General features: G+C 64.4%; 15 protein-coding genes. 12 read left to right on the plus strand and 3 right to left on the minus strand.

Annotation, left to right across the window (positions count from 1 at the left end; all coding sequences use genetic code 11):
• The first annotated feature begins 3 nt into the window (after nucleotides 1-3).
• The 5 genes from thiL to ACS0VV_RS08710 all read left to right on the plus strand — a co-directional run bounded on the left by thiL (nucleotide 4) and on the right by ACS0VV_RS08710 (nucleotide 6,306).
• Nucleotides 4-879, plus strand: coding sequence for a thiamine-phosphate kinase (gene thiL / locus ACS0VV_RS08690; protein WP_483532316.1), 876 nt, complete (start codon nucleotides 4-6; stop codon nucleotides 877-879).
• Nucleotides 880-1,021: 142 nt separating this feature from the next.
• The gene (locus ACS0VV_RS08695; protein ID WP_483532317.1) at nucleotides 1,022-3,145 is read left to right on the plus strand and encodes a sodium-translocating pyrophosphatase; all 2,124 of its coding nucleotides are present in this window, start codon (nucleotides 1,022-1,024) and stop codon (nucleotides 3,143-3,145) included.
• A gap of 135 nt (nucleotides 3,146-3,280) precedes the next feature.
• On the plus strand, nucleotides 3,281-4,495 hold the full coding sequence (locus ACS0VV_RS08700) for a GNAT family N-acetyltransferase (protein WP_483532318.1): 1,215 nt from the start codon (nucleotides 3,281-3,283) through the stop codon (nucleotides 4,493-4,495).
• Nucleotides 4,492-5,376: a cupin-like domain-containing protein gene (locus ACS0VV_RS08705; RefSeq protein WP_483532319.1), complete on the plus strand. Its 885-nt coding sequence runs from the start codon at nucleotides 4,492-4,494 to the stop codon at nucleotides 5,374-5,376. The genes ACS0VV_RS08700 and ACS0VV_RS08705 overlap by 4 nt, the downstream gene beginning before the upstream one ends.
• Before the next feature lie 33 nt (nucleotides 5,377-5,409).
• Nucleotides 5,410-6,306 (plus strand): acyl-CoA thioesterase, encoded by an 897-nt coding sequence (locus ACS0VV_RS08710; RefSeq protein ID WP_483532320.1) that lies wholly within the window; start codon nucleotides 5,410-5,412, stop codon nucleotides 6,304-6,306.
• Between the two features lie 3 nt (nucleotides 6,307-6,309).
• Here the strand turns inward: ACS0VV_RS08710 and ACS0VV_RS08715 are convergent, their stop codons facing one another.
• Together ACS0VV_RS08715 and uvrC are read right to left on the minus strand one after the other, a co-directional pair.
• Nucleotides 6,310-6,852, minus strand: a complete 543-nt coding sequence (locus tag ACS0VV_RS08715) for an energy transducer TonB (RefSeq protein ID WP_483532321.1) — start codon at nucleotides 6,850-6,852, stop codon at nucleotides 6,310-6,312.
• Nucleotides 6,839-8,920 carry an excinuclease ABC subunit UvrC gene (gene uvrC, locus ACS0VV_RS08720; RefSeq protein ID WP_483532322.1) on the minus strand — a complete coding sequence of 694 codons (2,082 nt, stop codon included), beginning with the start codon at nucleotides 8,918-8,920 and terminating at the stop codon, nucleotides 6,839-6,841. The genes ACS0VV_RS08715 and uvrC overlap by 14 nt, the downstream gene beginning before the upstream one ends.
• Nucleotides 8,921-8,993: 73 nt before the next feature.
• Between uvrC and ACS0VV_RS08725 the strand changes: the two genes are divergently transcribed.
• The 6 genes from ACS0VV_RS08725 (at nucleotide 8,994) to purC (ending at nucleotide 16,994) form a co-directional block, all read left to right on the plus strand.
• Nucleotides 8,994-10,259, plus strand: a complete 1,266-nt coding sequence (locus ACS0VV_RS08725; protein WP_483532323.1) for an APC family permease — start codon at nucleotides 8,994-8,996, stop codon at nucleotides 10,257-10,259.
• A 49-nt stretch (nucleotides 10,260-10,308) separates the two neighbouring features.
• Nucleotides 10,309-11,439, plus strand: a complete 1,131-nt coding sequence (locus ACS0VV_RS08730) for a GGDEF domain-containing protein (RefSeq protein ID WP_483532324.1) — start codon at nucleotides 10,309-10,311, stop codon at nucleotides 11,437-11,439.
• Between the two features lie 40 nt (nucleotides 11,440-11,479).
• Nucleotides 11,480-12,682 carry a BaiN/RdsA family NAD(P)/FAD-dependent oxidoreductase gene (locus tag ACS0VV_RS08735; protein WP_483532325.1) on the plus strand — a complete coding sequence of 401 codons (1,203 nt, stop codon included), beginning with the start codon at nucleotides 11,480-11,482 and terminating at the stop codon, nucleotides 12,680-12,682.
• A 25-nt stretch (nucleotides 12,683-12,707) separates the two neighbouring features.
• Nucleotides 12,708-15,326, plus strand: coding sequence for a DEAD/DEAH box helicase family protein (locus ACS0VV_RS08740; RefSeq protein ID WP_483532326.1), 2,619 nt, complete (start codon nucleotides 12,708-12,710; stop codon nucleotides 15,324-15,326).
• Nucleotides 15,327-15,452: 126 nt separating this feature from the next.
• Complete coding sequence (locus tag ACS0VV_RS08745) at nucleotides 15,453-15,974, plus strand: hypothetical protein (protein ID WP_483532327.1); 522 nt, start codon at nucleotides 15,453-15,455, stop codon at nucleotides 15,972-15,974.
• Nucleotides 15,975-16,184: 210 nt separating this feature from the next.
• Entirely contained in the window at nucleotides 16,185-16,994 is an 810-nt protein-coding gene (gene purC, locus ACS0VV_RS08750) for a phosphoribosylaminoimidazolesuccinocarboxamide synthase (protein WP_483532328.1), read from the plus strand.
• 3 nt (nucleotides 16,995-16,997) lie between these two features.
• Here the strand turns inward: purC and ACS0VV_RS08755 are convergent, their stop codons facing one another.
• Complete coding sequence (locus tag ACS0VV_RS08755) at nucleotides 16,998-17,930, minus strand: hypothetical protein (RefSeq protein ID WP_483532329.1); 933 nt, start codon at nucleotides 17,928-17,930, stop codon at nucleotides 16,998-17,000.
• Nucleotides 17,931-18,204: 274 nt separating this feature from the next.
• Between ACS0VV_RS08755 and ACS0VV_RS08760 the strand changes: the two genes are divergently transcribed.
• A complete protein-coding gene (locus ACS0VV_RS08760; protein WP_483532330.1) occupies nucleotides 18,205-21,054 on the plus strand; it encodes a M16 family metallopeptidase in 2,850 nt (949 codons plus the stop codon).
• Nucleotides 21,055-21,086: the final 32 nt, after the last annotated feature.

Genomic DNA, 21,086 nt, shown 5'->3' on the forward strand with positions numbered 1-21,086 from the left:
AGAATGAACGAATCCCAATTCATCGCTGCCTTGCGCCAGCTTCCGCTCCACAAGGGCGCAAATGGTCTCACAGACGATGCCGCCGTCATTGCGCTGGGCAGCGACGTGTTTGTTATCACGCATGATATGCTGGTGGAGGGTCGCCATTTCCTGCCCGGCCAGCACATGGCCGATGTCGCGTGGAAACTGGTGGCCACCAACCTTTCCGATCTCGCCGCCAAGGGTGCCGATCCGCTCGGCGTGGTGTTGGGATATATGCTGGGCGACGGGGATGCGGACTTTATCGACGGGCTGGAAGAAGTGCTGACCCATTACGGTGTCCCTCTGCTGGGCGGCGACACGGTGGGCGGGGTGGAAGGCAACGCGCGCGCTTTCGGCCTCACCGCCATCGGCCATGCCAGCCACACGCCGGTTCCACGCCGCAGCGGCGCGAGGATCGGCGATGCGATCTATGTCACCGGAACGCTGGGCGCGGCGATGCTCGGTTTCGAAGCCTTGCGCGACGGAACCGATGACGATCCGACGCCCTACACCCGCCCGATGGCGCGGCTGGCCGAAGGGCGCGACCTTGCGCCGCTGGCCCATGCGATGATGGACATATCGGACGGGCTGCTGCTCGACGCCTTCCGCATGGCCGAGGCGAGCGAAGCCACCTTTGCTATCAACAGCGCAGCCGCTCCCCTCGCCGCACCTGCGCGGGTGATGGACTGCCTGACATGGGGCGATGATTACGAACTGCTGTTCACCCTGCCCGCCGGCACCTTCCCGCCCGTTCCGGCGACGCGGATCGGCGAAGTGCGGCCCAGGGGATTCGCCCCGCTGGTTCTCGATGGCGAGCCGCTAGTGAATGCCGACGGCCTTGGATATGTCCACGAATAGGCCGGTTTTGCGCTTTATCCCCGTCTGCATCCGAAAATACGCGCTTTAGGCTTGCCCCTCCCGCCGCGCTTGCCTAGCGGTAGCGCCACGCGAACCCGGCAAACCGGGTCGTTTTCATTTCGGAAGAGGGGAATTTCGGGTCATGGAACTCGTTCTCATAGCTATTGGACTGGGTGCGCTTGCCGTTCTGTACGGCTTCGTCACCAGCCGCCAGGTGCTCGGCGCATCTGCCGGCAACGAAAAAATGCAGGAAATCGCAGGGGCAATCCAGGAAGGCGCGAAAGCCTATCTGAACCGCCAGTATTCAACCATTGCCGTGGTCGGCGTTGCAGTGGCCGTGCTGGTCGGGGTGTTCCTCGGCTGGGTATCCGCAGTGGGCTTCATCATCGGCGCCGTGCTGTCGGGCGTGGCCGGATTCATCGGGATGAATATCTCGGTGAAGGCCAATGTGCGCACGGCGCAGGCTGCCTCGCTCGGTTTGCAGCAGGGTTTGACAATGGCCTTCCGCGCTGGTGCGATCACCGGGATGCTGGTTGCCGGCCTCGCGCTGCTCGCCATCGCGGTGTTCTTCTACGTGCTGATCGGCCCGATGGCGCTCGAACCTGCCAGCCGTGCCGTGGTAGACGCGCTGGTCGCGCTCGCTTTCGGTGCCTCGCTGATTTCGATCTTCGCGCGTCTTGGCGGCGGTATCTTCACCAAGGCCGCTGACGTCGGTGCCGACCTTGTCGGCAAGGTCGAGGCGGGCATTCCCGAAGACGATCCACGCAACCCCGCCGTGATTGCGGACAATGTTGGTGACAATGTCGGCGATTGCGCGGGCATGGCTGCCGACCTGTTCGAAACCTATGTTGTCACCGTGGGCGCAACCATGGTGCTGACCGCGCTGCTGCTGACCGCCGTGGGCGATCTGCTGCTGCCGCTGATGGCGCTGCCGCTGCTGATCGGCGGTGCCTGCATCGTCACCAGCATCATCGGCACCTATTTCGTGCGCCTTGGCGGCGGCACGAATGTGATGGGCGCGATGTACAAGGGCTTCCTTGTCTCCGCCGTGCTGGCGATCCCGCTGATCTGGTTCGCCACCGCGCACGCGCTGGGAACCGTCAACATCGATATGAACACCGTCCTCAACCCGGGCACGGACATGGTTCCGTTCACCGGACGCGACCTGTTCTATTGCTCGCTGATCGGCCTTGTGCTGACCGGCATCATCATCTGGATCACCGAGTATTACACCGGCACGGGCTTCCGCCCGGTGCGCTCGATCGCCAAGGCTTCGGAAACGGGCCACGGCACCAATGTGATCCAGGGTCTGGCGATCAGCCTTGAATCGACTGCTCTGCCCACGCTGGCGATTATCGCGGCGATCATCGGTGCATACCAGTTGGCGGGCCTGATCGGCCTTGCCTTCGGCGCAACCGCGATGCTGGCGCTGGCTGGCATGGTTGTGGCGCTCGATGCCTATGGCCCCGTGACAGACAATGCCGGCGGCATCGCCGAGATGGCCGGACTGGATGACAGCGTGCGTGAAAAGACCGACCTGCTCGACGCGGTTGGCAACACCACCAAGGCTGTGACCAAGGGCTATGCCATCGGTTCGGCGGGTCTCGCCGCGCTGGTGCTGTTTGCCGCTTACACCACCGATCTGGGGATCTTCTTCCCCGACGTGACGGTCGATTTCAGCCTTGAAAATCCGTATGTTATTGTCGGCCTGCTGCTCGGCGCGCTGCTGCCCTACCTCTTCGGAGCCATGGGCATGACTGCGGTCGGCCGCGCTGCGGGCGATGTGGTGATCGACGTGCGCGACCAGTTCGCCAATGATCCGGGCATCATGGATGGCACCAGCCGTCCCAACTATGCCCGCACGGTGGACCTCGTCACCAAGGCGGCGATCAAGGAAATGATCATTCCGTCGCTGCTTCCGGTGCTCGCGCCGATTGTGGTTTACTTCGTGATTACCGCGATTGCCGGTCAGGAAAACGGCTTTGCCGCGCTCGGTGCTTTGCTGCTCGGCGTGATCGTCGGCGGTCTGTTCGTCGCGCTTTCCATGACCGCCGGTGGCGGCGCATGGGACAATGCCAAGAAGTATATCGAAGACGGCAATCACGGCGGCAAGGGCTCCGAAGCCCATAAGGCCGCAGTGACGGGCGACACGGTTGGCGATCCCTACAAGGACACCGCCGGCCCCGCCGTGAACCCGATGATCAAGATCACCAACATTGTGGCGCTGCTGCTGCTCGCCGCATTGGCGGGACATGGTGTCGCCTAATACAGGGCGGTAACCTGTTGGAAAAACCTGTGCCCTGCCCGGACAATGTTCGGGCAGGGCTTTTTTAACCCTTTGCCTTAGGCAATCCTTTCCGCCGCGCCACTAGACCGATGACGGGGAACGCAGGGCGTGGTTTTGGCAAGGGTTAACAATTTTCCGGTGCAGCACGATCTCAACTTTGACGGCGCGGTTTTGACCACCGCAGCCGATATGCGAGCCGCTGCAACCCATGCCGGACTCCCGACCGCCCAGCACATTTCCGCCTGCGGCTGGCGCGCGATGGACAGCGCCGAAAACATCGCCCGCTGGGACGCTCTGGCGCTGGACGCGAGCGAGCCCAATCCCTTTTTCGAAAGCTGGAGCCTGCTGCCCGCCCTCGCCGCTTTCGATCCCGATGAGAATGTCCGTCTGCTGACGATGGAAGCCGATGGCAGGCTGATAGGCCTCGTTCCGCTGCGGCTAGACCGCCGTTACTACGGCCACCCGATCCCGCATTGGCGCATCTGGACGCACCACAATATGTTCCTTTGCGCTCCCTTGGTCGCGCGCGGGTTCGAACATCTGTTCTGGCAGCACCTGCTCGACTGGGCGGATGGCAATGCCGGCATCGCCGCCTTCTTCCACGCCGCGCATATGCCCGCCGAAAGCGGACTGGTGCGCGCGCTCGCCGAAGTGCTCACGAGCAGCGACCGCCCCGCCGCGACCGTGCAGAGCGAACAGCGCGCCATGCTGGCCAGCGAGAGCGATGCGGAAAGCTATGCCAATGCCTCGCTCTCCGGCAAGAAGCGCAAGGAACTGCGCCGCCAGCGCCGCCGCCTCGCCGAGCTGGGCCACCTCGAAACCGTCCGACAATCGGGCGAGGAGGAACTGGAAAGCTGGGTCGACAGTTTCCTCGCGCTCGAACATCGCAGCTGGAAAGGCGCGGCAGGATCGGCTCTTTCCTGCGACCCGCTGACCGAAGGCGCGTTCCGGCAGGCGCTCACGGGTGCCGCTCAGCGCGGGCGGCTGGAACGGCTGGCAATCACGCTCGACGGCGCCCCCATCGCCATGCTCGCGACATTTGTCACTCCACCCGGCGCGTTCTCGTTCAAAACCGCGTTCGACGAGGACTATTCCCGCTTTTCCCCCGGCGTCCTGTTGCAGCTCGAAAATCTCGACCTGCTCGCGCGCGACCGCATCCAATGGTGCGACAGCTGTGCCGCCGAGGATCACCCGATGATCGACCATATCTGGCGCGAACGCCGCGCAATCGACCGTTATTCCATCGCCATCGGAGGTGCCTTGCGCCGCCGCGCATTCGGCGCGCTGATCCGGCAAGAAACCGGCGCTGCTCCGGGAGGCATCGCATGAGCCGTATCCGTCGTTCGCTCCACGGCCGTGCCATCGGCGGCAGGCGTGCCTTTTCCGAACGGGCGCGCAGCTTCTTCAAATCGTCCTACCCCGAAGGCGCGCACCGGCTCGAACACGAAATGGTGTCGAACCCGCTGCTCGAGCTCGACGCGCTTGCGCTCTTGGGCAGTGCGCTGCCCGAAAGCAGCGTGGAGTATAATCGCGGCGATCTGCCGATTGGCGTCACCGGCAAGCCCGAAGGCAACGGCCTGACCATCGAACAGACCATTCGCGGCATCCACGACAACAACAGCTGGGCGGTGCTCAAGAATATCGAGCAGAAGAAGCCCTACGCCGCCTTGCTAGAAGAGCTGCTCGACGAGCTGCGTCCGATCATCGAGGAACGGACGGGCAAGATGATGAAGCTGCAGGCCTTCATCTTCATTTCCAGCCCCGGCGCGGTGACGCCCTATCACTTCGATCCGGAACACAATATCCTGCTGCAATTGAGCGGCAAGAAGACGATGACGGTGTTTCCAGCGGGCGATCCGGCCTTCGCTCCGGATGAAGCGCACGAGGCCTATCACACCGGCGGGCCGCGCGAATTACGCTGGCGGGATGATTTCCTGCCGCATGGCGTCAATTTCAATCTGCGCGCCGGCGACGCGGTCTATGTCCCGGTGATGGCGCCGCATTTCGTGCGCAACGGCAAGGATGTGTCGATCTCGCTCTCGATCACCTGGCGCAGCGAATGGAGCTTTAACGAGGCGGACGCGCGCGCGTTCAACCACCTGCTGCGCCGGTTCGGCGTATCGCCCGCAGCGCCGGGCCGGTGGCCTTCGAGCAACAGCTTCAAGGCCAATGCGATGCGCGTGGCGCGGCGGATACCCGGCCTCACTTGACCTCGCCCCGCTCCCCGCGCAGAGGGAGCGGTGATGAGCACGCCTCCCGAAACCCCGCCGACGCCCGAACGTGTGGTCGCCGATCTGGTCTTCCTGCTGCAACTGGAAGCCAAGGGCGCAGACCAGTTCGTGGGCCGCCGCCGACCGGACGGTACGGGCCGTGTGTTTGGCGGGCAGGCCATCGCGCAGGCTTTGAATGCAGCGAGCATGACGGTGGAGGAAGGGCGCGATGTGCATTCGCTCCACGCCTATTTCCTGCGGCCCGGCAGCGATGATCTGCCCATCGATTTCCGCGTGAAGCGCGATCTGGACGGGCGCAGCTTTTCCAACCGCCGCGTGGTGGCGAGCCAGGACGGCAAGCCGATCCTCAACCTCACCGCCAGCTTTCAGGTGCCCGTCGACGGACCCGGCCACCAGCATCCGGCGATGCCCGATGTTGCCGGGCCGGAGGATTTGACACCGGATTCGGTCATCCGCCGCCAGATCGCCGAAATCATGCCCGAAGGCGGTCTCAAGCGGCTGCTCTTGCGCGATTTTCCGGTCGATTTCCGCTCGGTCGAAGAACGCGACTGGCTCAATCCGCAAAAGCGCGCCCCGGTCAGCCATGTGTGGTTCAAGACGATTGCCCCGCTGCCCGATGACGCGGCGCTGCACCGCGCGGTGCTGGCCTATATCTCCGATTTCCAGATCCTCGCGACCGTGCTGCAACCGCATGGCAAGAGCATCCATGGAGGCCAGATCAAGGCGGCGAGCCTCGACCATGCGGTGTGGTTCCACGAGCCGTTCCGCGTTGACGAATGGCTGCTCTTCGCCACCGAAGCCCCGTGGAGCGGCGGCGCGCGCGGCTATTCACGCGGACAGGTGTTCACCCAAGACGGGCGACTGGTGGCGAGCGTGACGCAAGAAGGCATGGTGCGCCACGTGGGGTGAGCGTTAGGGGATCCTGAAATTGATCCTACTCGACCATGTATCTTCGACCGCGTTACCATCTGCATCCACTGCCGGATCAAACCGCGCAAATCGGCAGAGACCATCGCACGCCGCCTCATCAAGCAGGGGAAACCCGCTGCTGCTTGTGATGACACAATCGGTCACTCGGCCTGTGGTAGAGATATGCAGCCGGAACCCCACCGTGCCTTCTTCCCGCTGGCTGATCGCCTCCTGCGGGTAACGCTGATCAATGGCGCGCGTCCAACCAGGGACATCACGGGGTCTCGCTCTGCGCGACCCATCGGGCGGAGCGATAGGCAAACTTAAAGGCCGCGGGGCAGCTTGCTCTGGTATAAATGCGGGACGTTGCGGCCGTGCCTCGGGACGCTGCGGCGGTGCTTCGGAACGTCCCGGTTGTGCCTCGGGTCGTTCCTTGTCTTCCTGCGCCAGCGCAGGCGGGGCGACGCCAGCACTTAGACCAAGGGCGCTTGCGAGCAGGATCAGCCGCTTCATCACGCGCTTCGTCTGCATCTCACCCTCCCGCATGGTAAAAGTCGTAAACCGTCTGCGCCACGCTTTCGCTCACACCGGGCACGCGTTTCAGATCGTCGAGCGCCGCCGCGCGGACCTTACTCGCTGTGCCGAAATGCAGCAATAACGCACGTTTACGCGCCGGGCCGATGCCGGGAATTTCGTCCAGAGGCGAGGCGGTGATCGACTTGCTGCGCTTCGCCCGGTGCGCACCGATGACATAGCGGTGGACTTCATCGCGCAGGCGCTGGAGATAGAACAGCACGGGCGAATTGACCGGCAGCGTCTTCTCGCGCCCGTCGGGGAAGTGGAACACTTCGCGTCCCTCGCGCCCGTGATGCGGTCCCTTGGCAATGGCGATCAGCGGCACGTCCTCGATTCCCATCTCGGCGAGCGTATCGCGCACAGCGGACATCTGCCCCTTGCCGCCGTCAATCAGGACAAGATCGGGCCAGATGGCACGATGATCCTCCCCGGCACGGGGAGGGGGACCGTCCGCAGGACGGTGGAGGGGCACCCCGCCCTGCTCCCCGCGCAGGTTGTCTGGAGAAGCGGCGCCTGCCCCTCCACCATGCTGCGCATGGTCCCCCTCCCCCGTTGGGGGAGGATCAGCCAAAGCCCTAAACCGCCGCTGCATGACTTCGCGCATCATGCCGAAATCGTCATTGGTCTGTGCGGTCTTGATGTTGAACTTGCGATACTGGTTCTTCACGAAGCCTTCCGGCCCCGCCACCACCATCGCGCCCACCGCCTTCGCGCCCTGGATATGCGAGTTGTCGTAGACTTCGATCCGCGCGGGCACTTCAGGCAGTTCCAGAAACTCCGCCATTTCGCGCATGATCTTGGCCTGCGTCCCGCTTTCCGCCAGCCGCCGGTCGAGCGCCTCCACGGCATTGCGCGCCGCCTGCTGCATCAGCTTGCGCCGCTCCCCGCGCTGCGGGACGGAGATGCTGACCTTGCGCCCTGCCAGCGCGCCAAATGCCTCTTCGAGCAGAGCCGCCTCGGGCAATGCGCGATCGACCAGAATGACCGGCGGTGGCGGCACTTCCTCGTAAAATTGCGCGAGGACGCGGGCGAAGACTTCTTCCTTCTCCACATCCTGCGTGCGCGTGGGGAAGAAGGCGCGGTGCCCCCAATTCTGCCCGCCGCGCACGAAGAAACCCTGTATCGCGATCTGCCCGCCCTTCGCCGCCAGCGCGAACACATCCGCATCGCCGACGCCGCTGGCATTCACGGCTTGCGAGCCCTGGATAAAGGTCGCCGCGCGCAGCCGGTCGCGCAGCAGCGCCGCGGTCTCGAAATCGAGCGCCTCCGCCGCCTCGGCCATCTGCTTCTCGATCCGCGCCTGCACCGCGCCCGATTTGCCGCCAAGGAAGTCCTTCGCCTCCTGTATCAGCGCGTCATAGCCGTCCTTGTCGATCCGCCCGACGCAGGGCGCGCTACAACGCTTGATCTGGTACAGCAGGCACGGCCGGTCGCGCCGTTCGAAAAACGTATCGGTGCAGGACCGCAGCAGGAACAGTTTCTGCAGCGCATTGATCGTCGTGTTCACGCTACCCGCGCTGGCGAACGGCCCGTAATAGGCGCCTTTCGCCTTCCGCGCCCCGCGATGCTTCATAATGCGCGGATAGTCATGCCCTTCGCGCAGTAGGATAAACGGGAAGCTCTTATCGTCGCGCAGCAGCACGTTGTAAGGCGGGCGGAAGCGCTTGATGAACTGCGCTTCGAGCAGCAGCGCCTCCGCCTCCGAATTGGTGGTGACGATCTCCATCGCGCGGGTCTGCGACACCATGCGCTGCAGCCGGTTGGTCAGCCCCTTGATCTGTGTGTAATTCGCCACCCGCGCCTTCAGGCTGCGCGCCTTGCCGACATAGAGCACATCGCCGCGCGCATCGAGCATCCGGTACACGCCCGGCTTGGGCTTCAGCGTGGCGACGACGTTGCGGATCGCATTCACGCCCGCTTCCAGATCGGGCTGCGCGCCCTTCTCTGCGCTGCCTTTCACCGTGTAGGCCGCGCGTTCCTCGTTGAACCGCTCCTTGCCCCGGGGATCGGGCGGAGAACCTGCTGGCGTGCGCGACATGGGGGTGGAGATAAGCGGGTGCGCCGCAATTCTCAATTGCAACCCTGCGAAAACACGGGCACCTCTGCCGCCCATGGACAAACTGGTAGCACCGCAGCGCACGGTGGGCTTTTGGGGCACTGCGCTTTTCCCCGTCAACGGCATGATCGGCGCAGGCATTTTCGCACTGCCCGCTGTTCTGGCCGCCGGAGTGGGCAGCTTTGCCCCGTGGCTGATGCTGGCGGGCGGGATCGCCTTTATGCCGCTCGCGCTGTGCTACGCCTGGCTGGCGCGGCGCTTCGACAATAGCGGCGGGCCGGTGCTGTACGGCGAGGCCGCCTTCGGACGCTTTGTCGGCTTTCAGGCCGGCTGGGCGCGCTATGCCAGCGCGATTGTGACAGCGGCGGCGAATACCAGCGTGATGGTCGCCTATCTCGCCGCGCTCTTCCCGATACTGGCCGAACCGGTGTTCGAAATGGGCGCGATTGCCACGATTCTGGCGATCATCACTTACGTCAATTACATCGGGATGCGCCGTGCAGTCGGGATGCTGGGGGTGATGACCGTCATCAAGGTGCTGCCGCTGGTGCTGCTGGTGTTCTCCGCGCTGTTTGCAGGCAATCCGGGTATCGGCTTTGCCCTGCCCGAATTCAGCGAGGTGGAGACGGTCGTGCTGCTCACCTTCTACGCCTTTATGGGGTTCGAGGCCGTGACCGAACCCGCTGGCGAAATGAAGGAGCCGCGCCGCGATATTCCGCTCGCCATCGTCACCATGGTGGCGGCCGTGACCGCGCTCTATATGGCGGTGATCTGGGCCTATCTCGCCATCGCGCCCGATGTGCCGAATGAGGATAACGCACTTGCCGGAGCGGCGCTGGAAACCATGGGCGATATCGGCGCGATTGCCATCGTGGTAGCCGCTGCCGTCAGCATCGCGGCGAACAATTTCAACGGATCAACAACCCAGCCACGCCTCGTTTACGGCATGGCGCAGCGCGCAATGCTGCCCAAATGGTTCCTCGGCGTGTCGGAGAAATACGGGACGCCGGGCAACGCGATTTTGTTCACCGGCGTCGCATCGATCCTGTTCGGAATGTGGGAAGGCTTCGCCGCGCTTGCGGTGGCGGGCACGCTGACGCGGCTGGTGACCTATGGCATTTGCGCCGCTGCCCTCCCCGTGCTCGAATGGCGTGAAGGCAAGGTGCGACCCTTCCACGCTGTCTGTGCACTGCTCGCCATCGGCATCAGCCTGTTTGTCGCCATGCAGGTGAGCGAGCAGGCGGTGATGGTGCTGTTCGGCCTCATCGCATTGGGCACGCTGCTGTTCTTCCTCGCCGCGCAAAAGGAACCGGCGACCTAGGCACTCGCCCCTATCTGAAATCCCCGCCTTTGCGGTCGTCCTTTGCCGCATGACACAGGAACACTCATCGGCGCATGCAGCCCACGGAGGCTTGTTCAAATGGCTCGGCTTCGGGCGCAGCGTCCCTGAGCCGCTGAGCGGAAGACGGCACAGCGATCCAGTGCGCCACGCGCGCGCCATGCTGCTCGACCGGATCGGTAATTTCCTGCTCGATAGCGGGCTGGAAATCACCGCTGGGAACCTCGCCGCCGCGCACAGCGCCTTTGCCGGGTTCAATCCCGGGCTGGAGCGCCGCATCCGCCGCCGCATCGAATCCGGCGAGGCAGTTACGCAGGAATGGCTCGACCAGGCCACCGCCAGCGATGGCGCGGCGGATGACGAAGCGATCACGCGGCTGACCGAGCAGCTGGAACAAGGCATAGACCAGTTTTCCCGCAGCACACAAAGCGCCCGCAGCGCGACCACCAGCTATGGCCAAGCGCTGGCCGAACACGTCGATGCGCTGGCCGCTGCGCCCGAGACCGACGACGTGATCGTCAGTCTCGCCGACTATGCCCGCGCCATGCTCGAACGCTCGCGCAAGGCGGAGCAGGAATTGCGCGCGGCGGAGGAGGAAGCGGATACGCTGCGCCACAATCTCGCCCGCGCGCGCCGCGATGCGGAGGTGGATTTCCTCACCGGCCTGCCCAATCGCCGCGCCTTTGAAGCCGTGCTGGAAGCGGAATTTCGCGCGGCGCAGGCAGCGGTCGAACCGCTGTGCGTCGCCTTCTGCGATATCGACCACTTCAAGGCCGTAAACGACACGCACGGGCATGATGCGGGTGACCGGGTGATTTGCGCAGTGGCCGATCTGCTGGCGGAAATCTCCGGCGAAAAATGCCATGTCGCGCGGCACGGAGGCGAGGAATTCGTGCTGCTGCTGCGCGGCGCAAATGCCGACAAGGCATTGAATATCCTAGATTCGGCGCGCGAGAAGATGGCCTCGCGCAAACTCGTCAACCGGCGCAGCAAGCAGCCTTTCGGGCAAGTGACCTTTTCCGGCGGCGTGGCCGATGTCTTTGCTTATGCCGATCCGCGCACGGCTCTGGCGGCGGCGGATGACGCGCTCTACCGCGCCAAGGAAGCGGGCCGCAACCGCGTGATGCTGGCCGGGCCTGCCGAGAGCGAGGAAGCCGCATAAGGTTTGGACGCAGGCGCGCATTCCCCCTAACGGGCGGGGGATGTCTTATGATGCAATCATTCTGGGCGGCGGCGCGGCGGGCCTGTTTTGCGCTGCGATAGCGGGCCAGCGCGGGGCCAATGTGCTGGTGCTCGAACGCGCGGAAAAGGTTGGCAAAAAGATCCTGATCTCGGGCGGCGGGCGGTGCAATTTCACCAATGTCGGCGCGGGCCCGGCGAACTACCTTTCCGCCAATCCGCATTTCGCCAAGAGCGCACTCAGCCGCTACAAACCCCGCGATTTCATCGCCTTGGTCGAGAAACATGGTATCGCGTGGCATGAGAAGACGCTCGGCCAGCTGTTCTGCGACGGTTCGGCACGGCAGATCGTCGATATGCTGCTGGCGGAATGTGCGACAGGCCCCGGCTCCGTCACGATCCGCTGCAATGAAGAGGTTTCGGGCGTCGGTCACGATAGCGGACAATTCACCGTCACCACGCAATATGACCGATTCACCGCCCCCAACCTCGTCATCGCCACCGGCGGGCCGAGCATCCCCAAAATGGGCGCGAGCGATTTTGCCTATCGCCTCGCCCGCCAGTTCGGGCTCAAAGTGGTTGAACCGCGCCCAGCCCTCGTCCCGCTGACGCTGGGCGGCGAGGAAGTGCTGTTCCGCGAGCTTTCCGGCGTCTCCGCCGAAGTCGAAGCGACCGCCAACAAGACCACCTTCCGCGAGGCCGCGCTGTTCACCCATAAAGGCCTTTCCGGCCCCGCCATCCTGCAAGCCTCCAGCTATTGGCGGCATGGCGACCCGGTGAGCATCCGCTTCCTGCCCGATGCGCCGCAAGGCTGGCTGACCGATGCGAAGCGCGCCGAACCTTCGCTGCATCTTCGTACGATCCTCGCCCGCCATTTGCCCGATCGTCTGGCGACTGTCCTCGCCGACCAGCTCGGTATCAGCGGCGATCTCGGCAATGTGCCCGACAAAGCCTTGCGCGCAGCGGAGGAACGGCTGCGCAGCTGGCGCTTCCACCCCAATGGCAGCGAAGGTTTCGCCAAGGCCGAAGTCACCGCGGGCGGCATCTCCACCGCCGAGCTCAGTTCGCAAACGATGGAAGCGAAAAACGTCCCCGGCCTCTACGCCATAGGCGAGGCGGTGGACGTGACCGGCTGGCTCGGCGGCTACAATTTCCAATGGGCCTGGGCGAGCGGCTTTGCCTGCGGGGAAGCGTTGGGGGCGCGCAGCAAGGGCTTGGCTTTCTAGCACAACCCGTTAGCACTCCTCCCCAATGACCACCCCGCCTCCGCTCCTTGCCGCCATGTGCTTTTCGGGGACATGGCGCGATTATCAGGCGAGGGTGCTTGCCGAGATGGACGAGCATCTGGCTGATGGCCGTCTGCATATTGTCGCCGCGCCGGGTAGCGGGAAGACGGTGCTGGGGCTGGAGGCGATGCGGCGGCTTGGACGGCCTGCGATAGTCCTCTCCCCCAGCCTGACGATCCGCAACCAGTGGCAGGACAGGCTGGTGCCGCTTTTCCTCCCTGCGCTCGACGCGCACCGGGCGGAGATTTCGCGCGACCTGACAAAACCCGGCAGCATGACGCTGGGCACCTATCAGGCGCTGTACGCCGCGTGGAGCCGCAACGCTCCCTTTGCGGAGCTGGCCGCGCTCGGCCCCGCGACGCTTATTCTCGACGAGTGCCACCATTTGCGGCGCGAGTGGTGGAACGCGCTGTTCGCCTTGCGCGATGTGCTGCCCGATCTCGCCATCGTCGCGCTCACCGCCACCCCCCCCTATGATGCCAGCGGCGGCGAATGGGCCCGGTATGAGGCATTGTGCGGCCCGATCGATACCGAAATCGGCGTGCCCGAACTGGTGCGCAATGGCGATCTCGCGCCGCATCAGGATTTCGTCCACGTCTCCGATGCCGAGGGCGATCTGGTGCCGGTGCTGATGCGGCGGCGCGAGGCGGTGTTTGCGCTGATGGACGAGGTGATGGCGGATGCGGCTTTGCCCACGCTCATCCGTAGCCACCCCTTCATGGCCGCGCCGTTCCAGCACGAGGAAGCGATCCTCGAAGCGCCCGAGCACCTCTCCGCCATGCTGTTCTATCTCGCTGCGCGCGAGGGGGCCGACGCGCTGCCCGAAGAGCCGCTGGTGCTATTGGGCGTGAAGGGCGAGCCGGTGCCCGAATTCAACCATTTCTGGCTGGAGCCGATGCTCGAATGCCTGCTCCACCGCAGCATCGGCCACTGGCGGCTGGAAGAGGAGCGCAAGGCGGCGTGGAAGCGCGCGCTCTCGGCAGGCGGGCTCATCAGCAACAAGCGGGTGGACTTTTCCGAAAGCGTCGATCTGGCGCGGGTGCTGGCGGGCAGCACGGGCAAGCTCGCCTCGATCACCGCGATTGCCCGCTGCGAGAGCGCGGCGTTGGGCGACGGGCTGCGGATGGCGGTGCTGTCCGACCATGTGCGCGCGGCCGAATTGCCCGCCTCGCCCGACGCCCCCTTCGCGCCTGCCAAGCTGGGCGTAGTGCCGATTTTCGAGACGCTGCGGCGCGCTGGCATCGACGCGCCGCTGGGAGTCCTGACGGGAACGCTGGTGATCGTGCCCGACAGCGCGCGCGAGGTGTGCGCGGAGATGGCGCGGGCGTTGCACATTCCGTGCGACGATCTCACCTTCACCCCGCTCAAGGGCGCACCCGGTTATTGCAAACTCGCCTTCGCGTCGGCGGCAGACCGGGGGCGCGTGGCGCTGGTCACGCTTCTGGTCGAGCAGGGGCATATCCGCATACTTGTCGGCACGCAGGCGCTGCTGGGCGAAGGCTGGGACGCGCCCACGCTCAACGCGCTGGTACTGGCGAGCAATGCGGCGAGCTTCATGCTCTCCAACCAGATGCGCGGGCGGGCGATCCGCACCGATCCTGCGCGGCCCGACAAGGTGGCCAATATCTGGCACCTCGCCACCCGCGATCCCACCGCGCTGGAAGGCCATGGCGGCGATGTGACGCGGCTCGAACGGCGGTTTTCCATGTTTGACGGGATTGCCGAGGATGGCAGCGCGGTGATCGAGAACGGGATCGCGCGGATCGGGCTCGATCTTTCACAGCCCGCAGCGACGCTCAACGAAGACACGCTGCGCCGCGCCTATGTCCGGCGCATTACTGCCGAAAGCTGGCAGCGTTCGCTTGGCGCAGGCACCGCGCGGGCGCAAACGCGCGAGGTTGCCGAAGTCAGCGGCGGCACCGGCAGCGCCAGCACCTACGTGCGCGGTACGATCCAATCCACCATGCTCGCCAGCATCGGCGGTGCGGTGATGACAGCGGGGCTGAGCGTGCGCGGGCTGACCGATCTGGGCACGGTCGCGGCGATCGGCGGCGGGGCGGGAATGCTCTACGCCCTGCCCGGCCTGTGGAACTCGGCGCGGCTATGGCTGCGCAACGGCACGCTGGAGCGGCGGCTGCGGCAAGTGGGCGAAGTGCTGGTGGAGGGCCTCGCGCAAGTAGGCGAGCTGTCGCGCGGCGCCGATGCCTACACGGTGCGGGTCGAGGAAAGCCTCAAGGGCAAGCACGCGGTCACCATAGAAGGCGGCACGCGCGCTGACGGGCACGCCTTTGTCGCAGCCTTTGCCGAATTGCTCGGCCCGGTGCAGAATCCGCGCTACATCCTGAAACGCGAGGACAAGGCGCTGGGCTTCCACCGTATCGATTACCACACGGTGCCGCAGGCGCTCGCCAAAAGGAAAGAGGATGCGGAGGATTTCCTCGCCCTGTGGCGCCGCCATATCGGCCCGGCGCGGGTAATCTTCACCCGCTCCAAACACGGCCGCCGCGTGCTGCTGCGCGCCCGCGCCAAATCGCTCGCGGCAGGGCTGCGCAGTCCGGTCGAGCGGCGCAGTATGTGGTTGTAAGGCAGCCACAACCGCGCCCGAATTGTATCACAGCGACATTCTGCCAACCGTGCACAAATCACGATTGCTTGCGGCGGAAATTTGTTCAATACCCTGCCCACCTAATTCTTGAGGGGACTACCAAAAATGAAAATCAAGGTCGCAGCCGCGCTTGCTATCGCATCCGTCGGCCTTTCGGGTTGTGCAACTGTTCTCAACGGCGTGAATATGCCGGTGGACTTCATGTCGGAGCCCGATGGCGCTTCGGTCGAAATCCTTGACGGACGCACCTGCACCGCTCCCTGCACGTTCGAGATGCGTCGTGGCAACGATACCATGGTCACCTTCACCGCCGCCGGATATGACCCGGTCACCATCTATATGCAAAGCCGCACCGGCGGCAGCGCGGCGGGTAACCTTATCGCAGGCGGCATTATCGGCGGTGTGGTGGATGCCAGCAACGGCGCATCCAACTTCCTCGCTCCGCGCCCGGTCTACATCCGCATGGCGCGCGCCGGTTCGGGCGAACCCGCGCTGCTGCTGGACGAGGACGGCGAAGTGATCTCGACGGTTTCGGAATTCAACGCCGAAGTGGCGGAAGACGTGCGCCAGGGTCTGGTCGGCCAGGGCCTCTACGCCACTGTGGACGATGTTCCGCCTGCTGACTGAGCCAACCGGACACAGGCAAAAGCCAGAGAGGGGCGCGACGGGCAACCGCCGCGCCCCTTTTTGCATCCGTGCCTCTCATTGCCCTCGCCCGCTGCCTGCTGTATAGGCTCAGCCAAACGCCCCGGCCCGTGCGCAGCTCTCCGCTACGCTCTGCCGGGGCGCGGTTTTTTCCGGAGGAGCGCGCTCCCCCTCGCTTGAAAGGTTTCGCCCATGTCCCGCCGTCGCCAAATCTATGAAGGCAAGGCCAAAATCCTGTATGAAGGCCCCGAACCGGGCACGATCATCCAGTATTTCAAGGACGATGCGACCGCGTTCAACGCGGAAAAGCGCGGCACGATCAACGGCAAGGGCGTGATCAACAACCGCATCAGCGAACACGTCTTCACCCGCCTTTCGCATATCGGCATCCCCACCCATTTCATTCGCCGCCTGAATATGCGCGAGCAGCTTGTGCGGCAGGTGGAAATCATTCCGCTGGAAGTCGTCGTGCGCAATGTCGCGGCGGGCTCGATTGCCAAGCGGCTCGGCATCGAAGAAGGCGAGATGCTGCCGCACACGCTGATCGAATATTACCTGAAGTCGGACGAACTGGGCGATCCGCTGGTCGCCGAGGAACACATCGCCGCGTTCAACTGGGCGAGCCATGAAGAAATGCAGGACATCGCCGCAATGGCGATCCGCATCAATGATTTCATGTGCGGAATGTTCGCCGCGATCGATATCCGGCTGGTCGATTTCAAGCTGGAATTCGGGCGCATTTACGATGGCGATTACAGTCGCGTGATCCTTGCCGACGAAATCAGCCCCGACAATTGCCGGTTGTGGGATTTCACCACCGGCGAAAAGCTCGACAAGGACCGCTTCCGCCGCGACATGGGGGGTGAGGAAGAGGCGTACCAAGAAGTCGCCCGCCGCCTCGGCCTGCTGCAAAAGGAAGAGGACAGCGGCCCCGGCGACGTGCTGGATATGAGCGCGCACCGGTCAAGACTGCGTCAGGCGCCGCCGAAGCCGAAGAAGTAGGGGTTAGCCGCCCAGCAGTTCCGCGACCCACGGGCCGGATTGCAGGCGGCGATCGGCGAGCGTTTCCTCGACCAAAGCTCGCATCTCTGCTGCGGTATTCGGGCAATATCCGCCGAACGGCGCGCCCGCTTCGTAGCGCGATGCCAGGGCGTTTTCGATTTCAGCGATGACGCTTGCGACCTGTCCATCGCTTTGCAGAAACGCCTCCAGACTGGCCCATTGCTCGGCCGCCAGTTGCTCCTGCGCCTCGCGCAGTAATTCGTGCTGTTGCGGTGGCCAGATGAGGTCGGGATCGCGCGATCCGCCCAAGGCCAGCCGGTATTCGCCCGAGGCATCGAACAGAAGCAACGAACCGCGCGTGGGTTGGAACGCGCCATGCGGGACGTAGCCGCGCTCGACGATGCCACCCAGCACCTCGCTAACCGCGCCGGTACCGGCATTCCGCAATAGCTCCGCAGCCACGAAATCGCGCGTCTCGGCATCGCACCGGCCAGCTACGGTGGCGTAGTCCAAGGCAAACCTATCACGCATAATACGGGAAGCAGACACCACGATGACCCCTTCGCTGTAATCCGCCACGGGTGGAGACGGAAGGGGCGGAGCATTGTCGATATGCTGCTGCAACTGTTGATACAGCCTGTCCGAACCCAAGGGATAGGGGCCGGTATAGCTGCAGGCGTGATAGCTCACGGGCGCCGGATTGGGCATCAGGCTGCTGACGAGCAATTGCGCTTGCCGGAACGGCTCATAGCCGCGCCATTCGGACGCATTCTCTGCCCATCTGGCCCTTTCCTGCGCCGGATAGGCGCGCAGCCATTCGCGGTAATGCACCATACGGCGCGCCCGCTCGCCCTCGTCTATGCCGCGCTCATACGGATCGCCATGTTCCAGCAGCAATTCGCTCGAGAAGGCGATCACGCACCTATCCTCCGCCATCGCCGGAGCGGGGAGCGCCAAAGCGGCTGCTGCAAGGAGAAAGGCTCGCATCATCAATCGCATCTCACGCCCCCAAACCTTGCTCCCCGATGAACGCCGCGCCGCATCGCTGCCACAGACCGGGAAATACCGCAAAAACAGCCACTCCGCCGCACGATACAGGCCTTTGCCCTGTTGCGCATAGCCGCCCTCCCTTGCATAGTCTTGTGCAACGAAGGCGCCGTGCATCCGCACGCGCCATTACCGTGATCGCTATTCGAGAGGACCTCCCCCCATGACCATCCGCCGCGCGCTTCGCGCCAGCATTTCGACCGCCGCGCTTGCCCTTACGCTTGGCCTCGCCGCGCCTGCTTTTGCGCAGTCGGCATGGGGCACCGAGCCGACCGATGTGGTGGAGGATGACAGCATCACCTATGGCGTGCTCGAAAACGGAATGCGCTACGCCATCCGCGCGAATGACGTGCCCGATGGCTCCGCCTCCTTCCGCCTGCATATCGACTTCGGCTCGCTCGCCGAAAGCGAGGCGGAACAGGGACTTGCGCACTTTATCGAACACATGGCCTTCAACGGCACCACCAACGTGCCCGAAGGCGAGATGATCCCGCTGCTCGAACGGCTGGGCGCCAGCTTCGGGGCTGACACCAATGCCTACACCAGCTTTGAAGAGACGGTGTATATGCTCGACATTCCCAACGCGAACGCGGAAGGTGTCGAGACCGCGCTGTTCCTGATGCGCGAAACGGCGAGCGAAATGCTGTTCACCCCCGAAGCGGTGGATCGCGAGCGCGAGATCATCGTCAGCGAACGCCGCGTGCGCGACAGCGCGGGCCTGCGCAACTTCCGCGACCTGTTCGATTTCCGCATCCCCGGCACGCGCTATGTCAGCCGCTTCCCTATCGGCACCGATGAAACCGTGCGCGCCGCCACGCCGGAAATGTTCCGCAGCCTCTACCAGCGCTTCTACCGCCCCGAAAACGCCACGCTGATCGTGGTCGGCGATGTCGATGTAGCAGCGATCGAGGCGGACATTATCGCGCGCTTTTCCGACTGGCAGGGCGTCGGCGAGCCTGGCGTCACCCCGCCGCTGGGCGATGTCGATTTCGACCGCGAAACGCAGTTTGACACCTTTGTCGATCCCGCCCTTGGCGAAAGCATCGCGATTTTCCAGCTGCGCCCCTACACCGATCCGGCGGACACCGTGGCGGAGCGTACCGAGGGCCAGCTGCGCGGCCTCGCCAGCATCATGTTCAACCGTCGTATCCAGCGCATCGCCAACCAGCCCGACAGCCCGATTTCGGGCGGCGGCTTTGGTGTGGGCAGCGATGAGGGCGTGGCCGATTACACCTCGCTCAGCATCAGCACGCGCGACGGAGCTTGGCAGCAGGGCCTCGCGATTGGCGAGCAGGAACTGCGCCGCGCGCTGGAGCACGGCTTCACCCAGGCCGAGCTCGATTATGCGCTGACGCAGACCGAAGCGGGCTATGAACGCGCCGCCGCGCAGGCCGATGCGCGGCAGAATCCGCAGCTGGCGATGGCGCTGGTGGGCGCAGCCACCGAGAATGACTTCATCACCACCCCCGCCTACCGGCTCGAACTGTTCCGCCAGATGCGCCCGCAATTGACGCTGGAGGCGGTCAACGCGACCTTCCGCGAGGCATGGAGCGAAGGCGCGCCGCTGGTGCGCGTTACCGCGAAGCTGGATTTTGGCGGCAACGAAGCGGTCGCCGCAGCCTATACGGCGAGCACGCAGGTTGCGGTTGCGCCGCCCGCCGATAGTGACGCGGTGATCTTCGCCTATGATGATTGGGGCACGCCGGGCACCGTGGTGTCCGATACCTTTATCGAGGATCTCGGCATCCGCACCGTGGTGTTCGACAACAATGTCCGCCTGAACATCAAGCAGACCGATTTCGAACCGGGGCGCGTCCGTTTCAACGTGGCGATGGATGGCGGCAGCTTCGCGCTGGGTGACACCAACGCCACGGCGGCGAGCATCTATCTGCAAATCGCCTCCGATGTCGGCGGCACGCAGGCGCATAGCGCGGACGATCTGCAGGAAGTGACGGCAGGGCGGCAGATTTCGACCGGCATTGGTTCGGGCACGGACACTTTCAATACCGGCGGCGTTACCACGCCAGCCGATCTGGACTTGCAGATGAAAGTGAGCGCAGCCTTCCTGACCGATCTCGGCCTGCGCCCCGAAGCCGACGCGCGCTTCAATGCGGTGATCGAACAAGTCTGGGGCTCGCTGCTCGCGCAGCCGTCCTCGGTGTTCGGCTTCAATTCCGATGCCCTTATCGCTGAAAGCCCCTACACCGCCTTTCCGACGCGCGAGGAACTGGCGGCAGTCGACCGTGAGGCGCTGCTCGCAGCGGTGCAGGCAGCGGCGGAGAACGGCGCGATCGAAATAGGCATTGTCGGCGATATCGATCCCGATGCGGCTATTGCTGCGGTGGCACAAAGCTTCGGCGCGCTGCCCGCCCGCGACGCCGAATTTGCCGAACGCGCCGAACAGCGCGTGCTCGCCTTCAACGATCTGTCCGACGATACGGTCGCCGATTTCACCCATACCGGGCAGGCAGATCAGGCGCTGGTCGGCAGCATATGGCGCACCACCGATGATAGCGATTTCCGCGAAGCCGTGGGCCTGAACCTGCTGGTTGGCCTGCTGCGGCTGAAGGGGATCGAGACGCTGCGCGAAGAAGTTGCCGCGACTTACAGCCCGCTCGTCAGCGGCTCGACCAGCAGCGACTTTACCGGTTTCGGGACGATCAGCATGGCGGCGGTGATTGACCCCGCGCTGACCGATGATGTGCTTGCGCTGATCCATCGGCTTGCGGGCGAATTGCGCGATACGCCGGTAAGCGAAGACTTCCTGCTGCGCGCGCGCCAGCCGCTGATCGAGAACATCCGTCAGGCGCAGGAAAACAACGGTTACTGGATGGGGCTGGTCAGCGATGCGCAGAGCAACCCCGAAGGGCTCGACCGCGCGCGCGCGCAGGTGGATGTGCTGATGAGCTTTACCCCGGAAGAGCTGCAAGCCCTCGCCCAGCGTTACATGACTCCCGAACGCCGCGCCGATGCACGGGTGTTGATGGAGAGCGAAGGGGGAAGCGGGGAGTAACACTCTCTCCCTAATTCCGATTGTCCTGAGCC

The sequence above is a fragment of the Aurantiacibacter sp. KMU-128 genome (assembly GCF_056933515.1).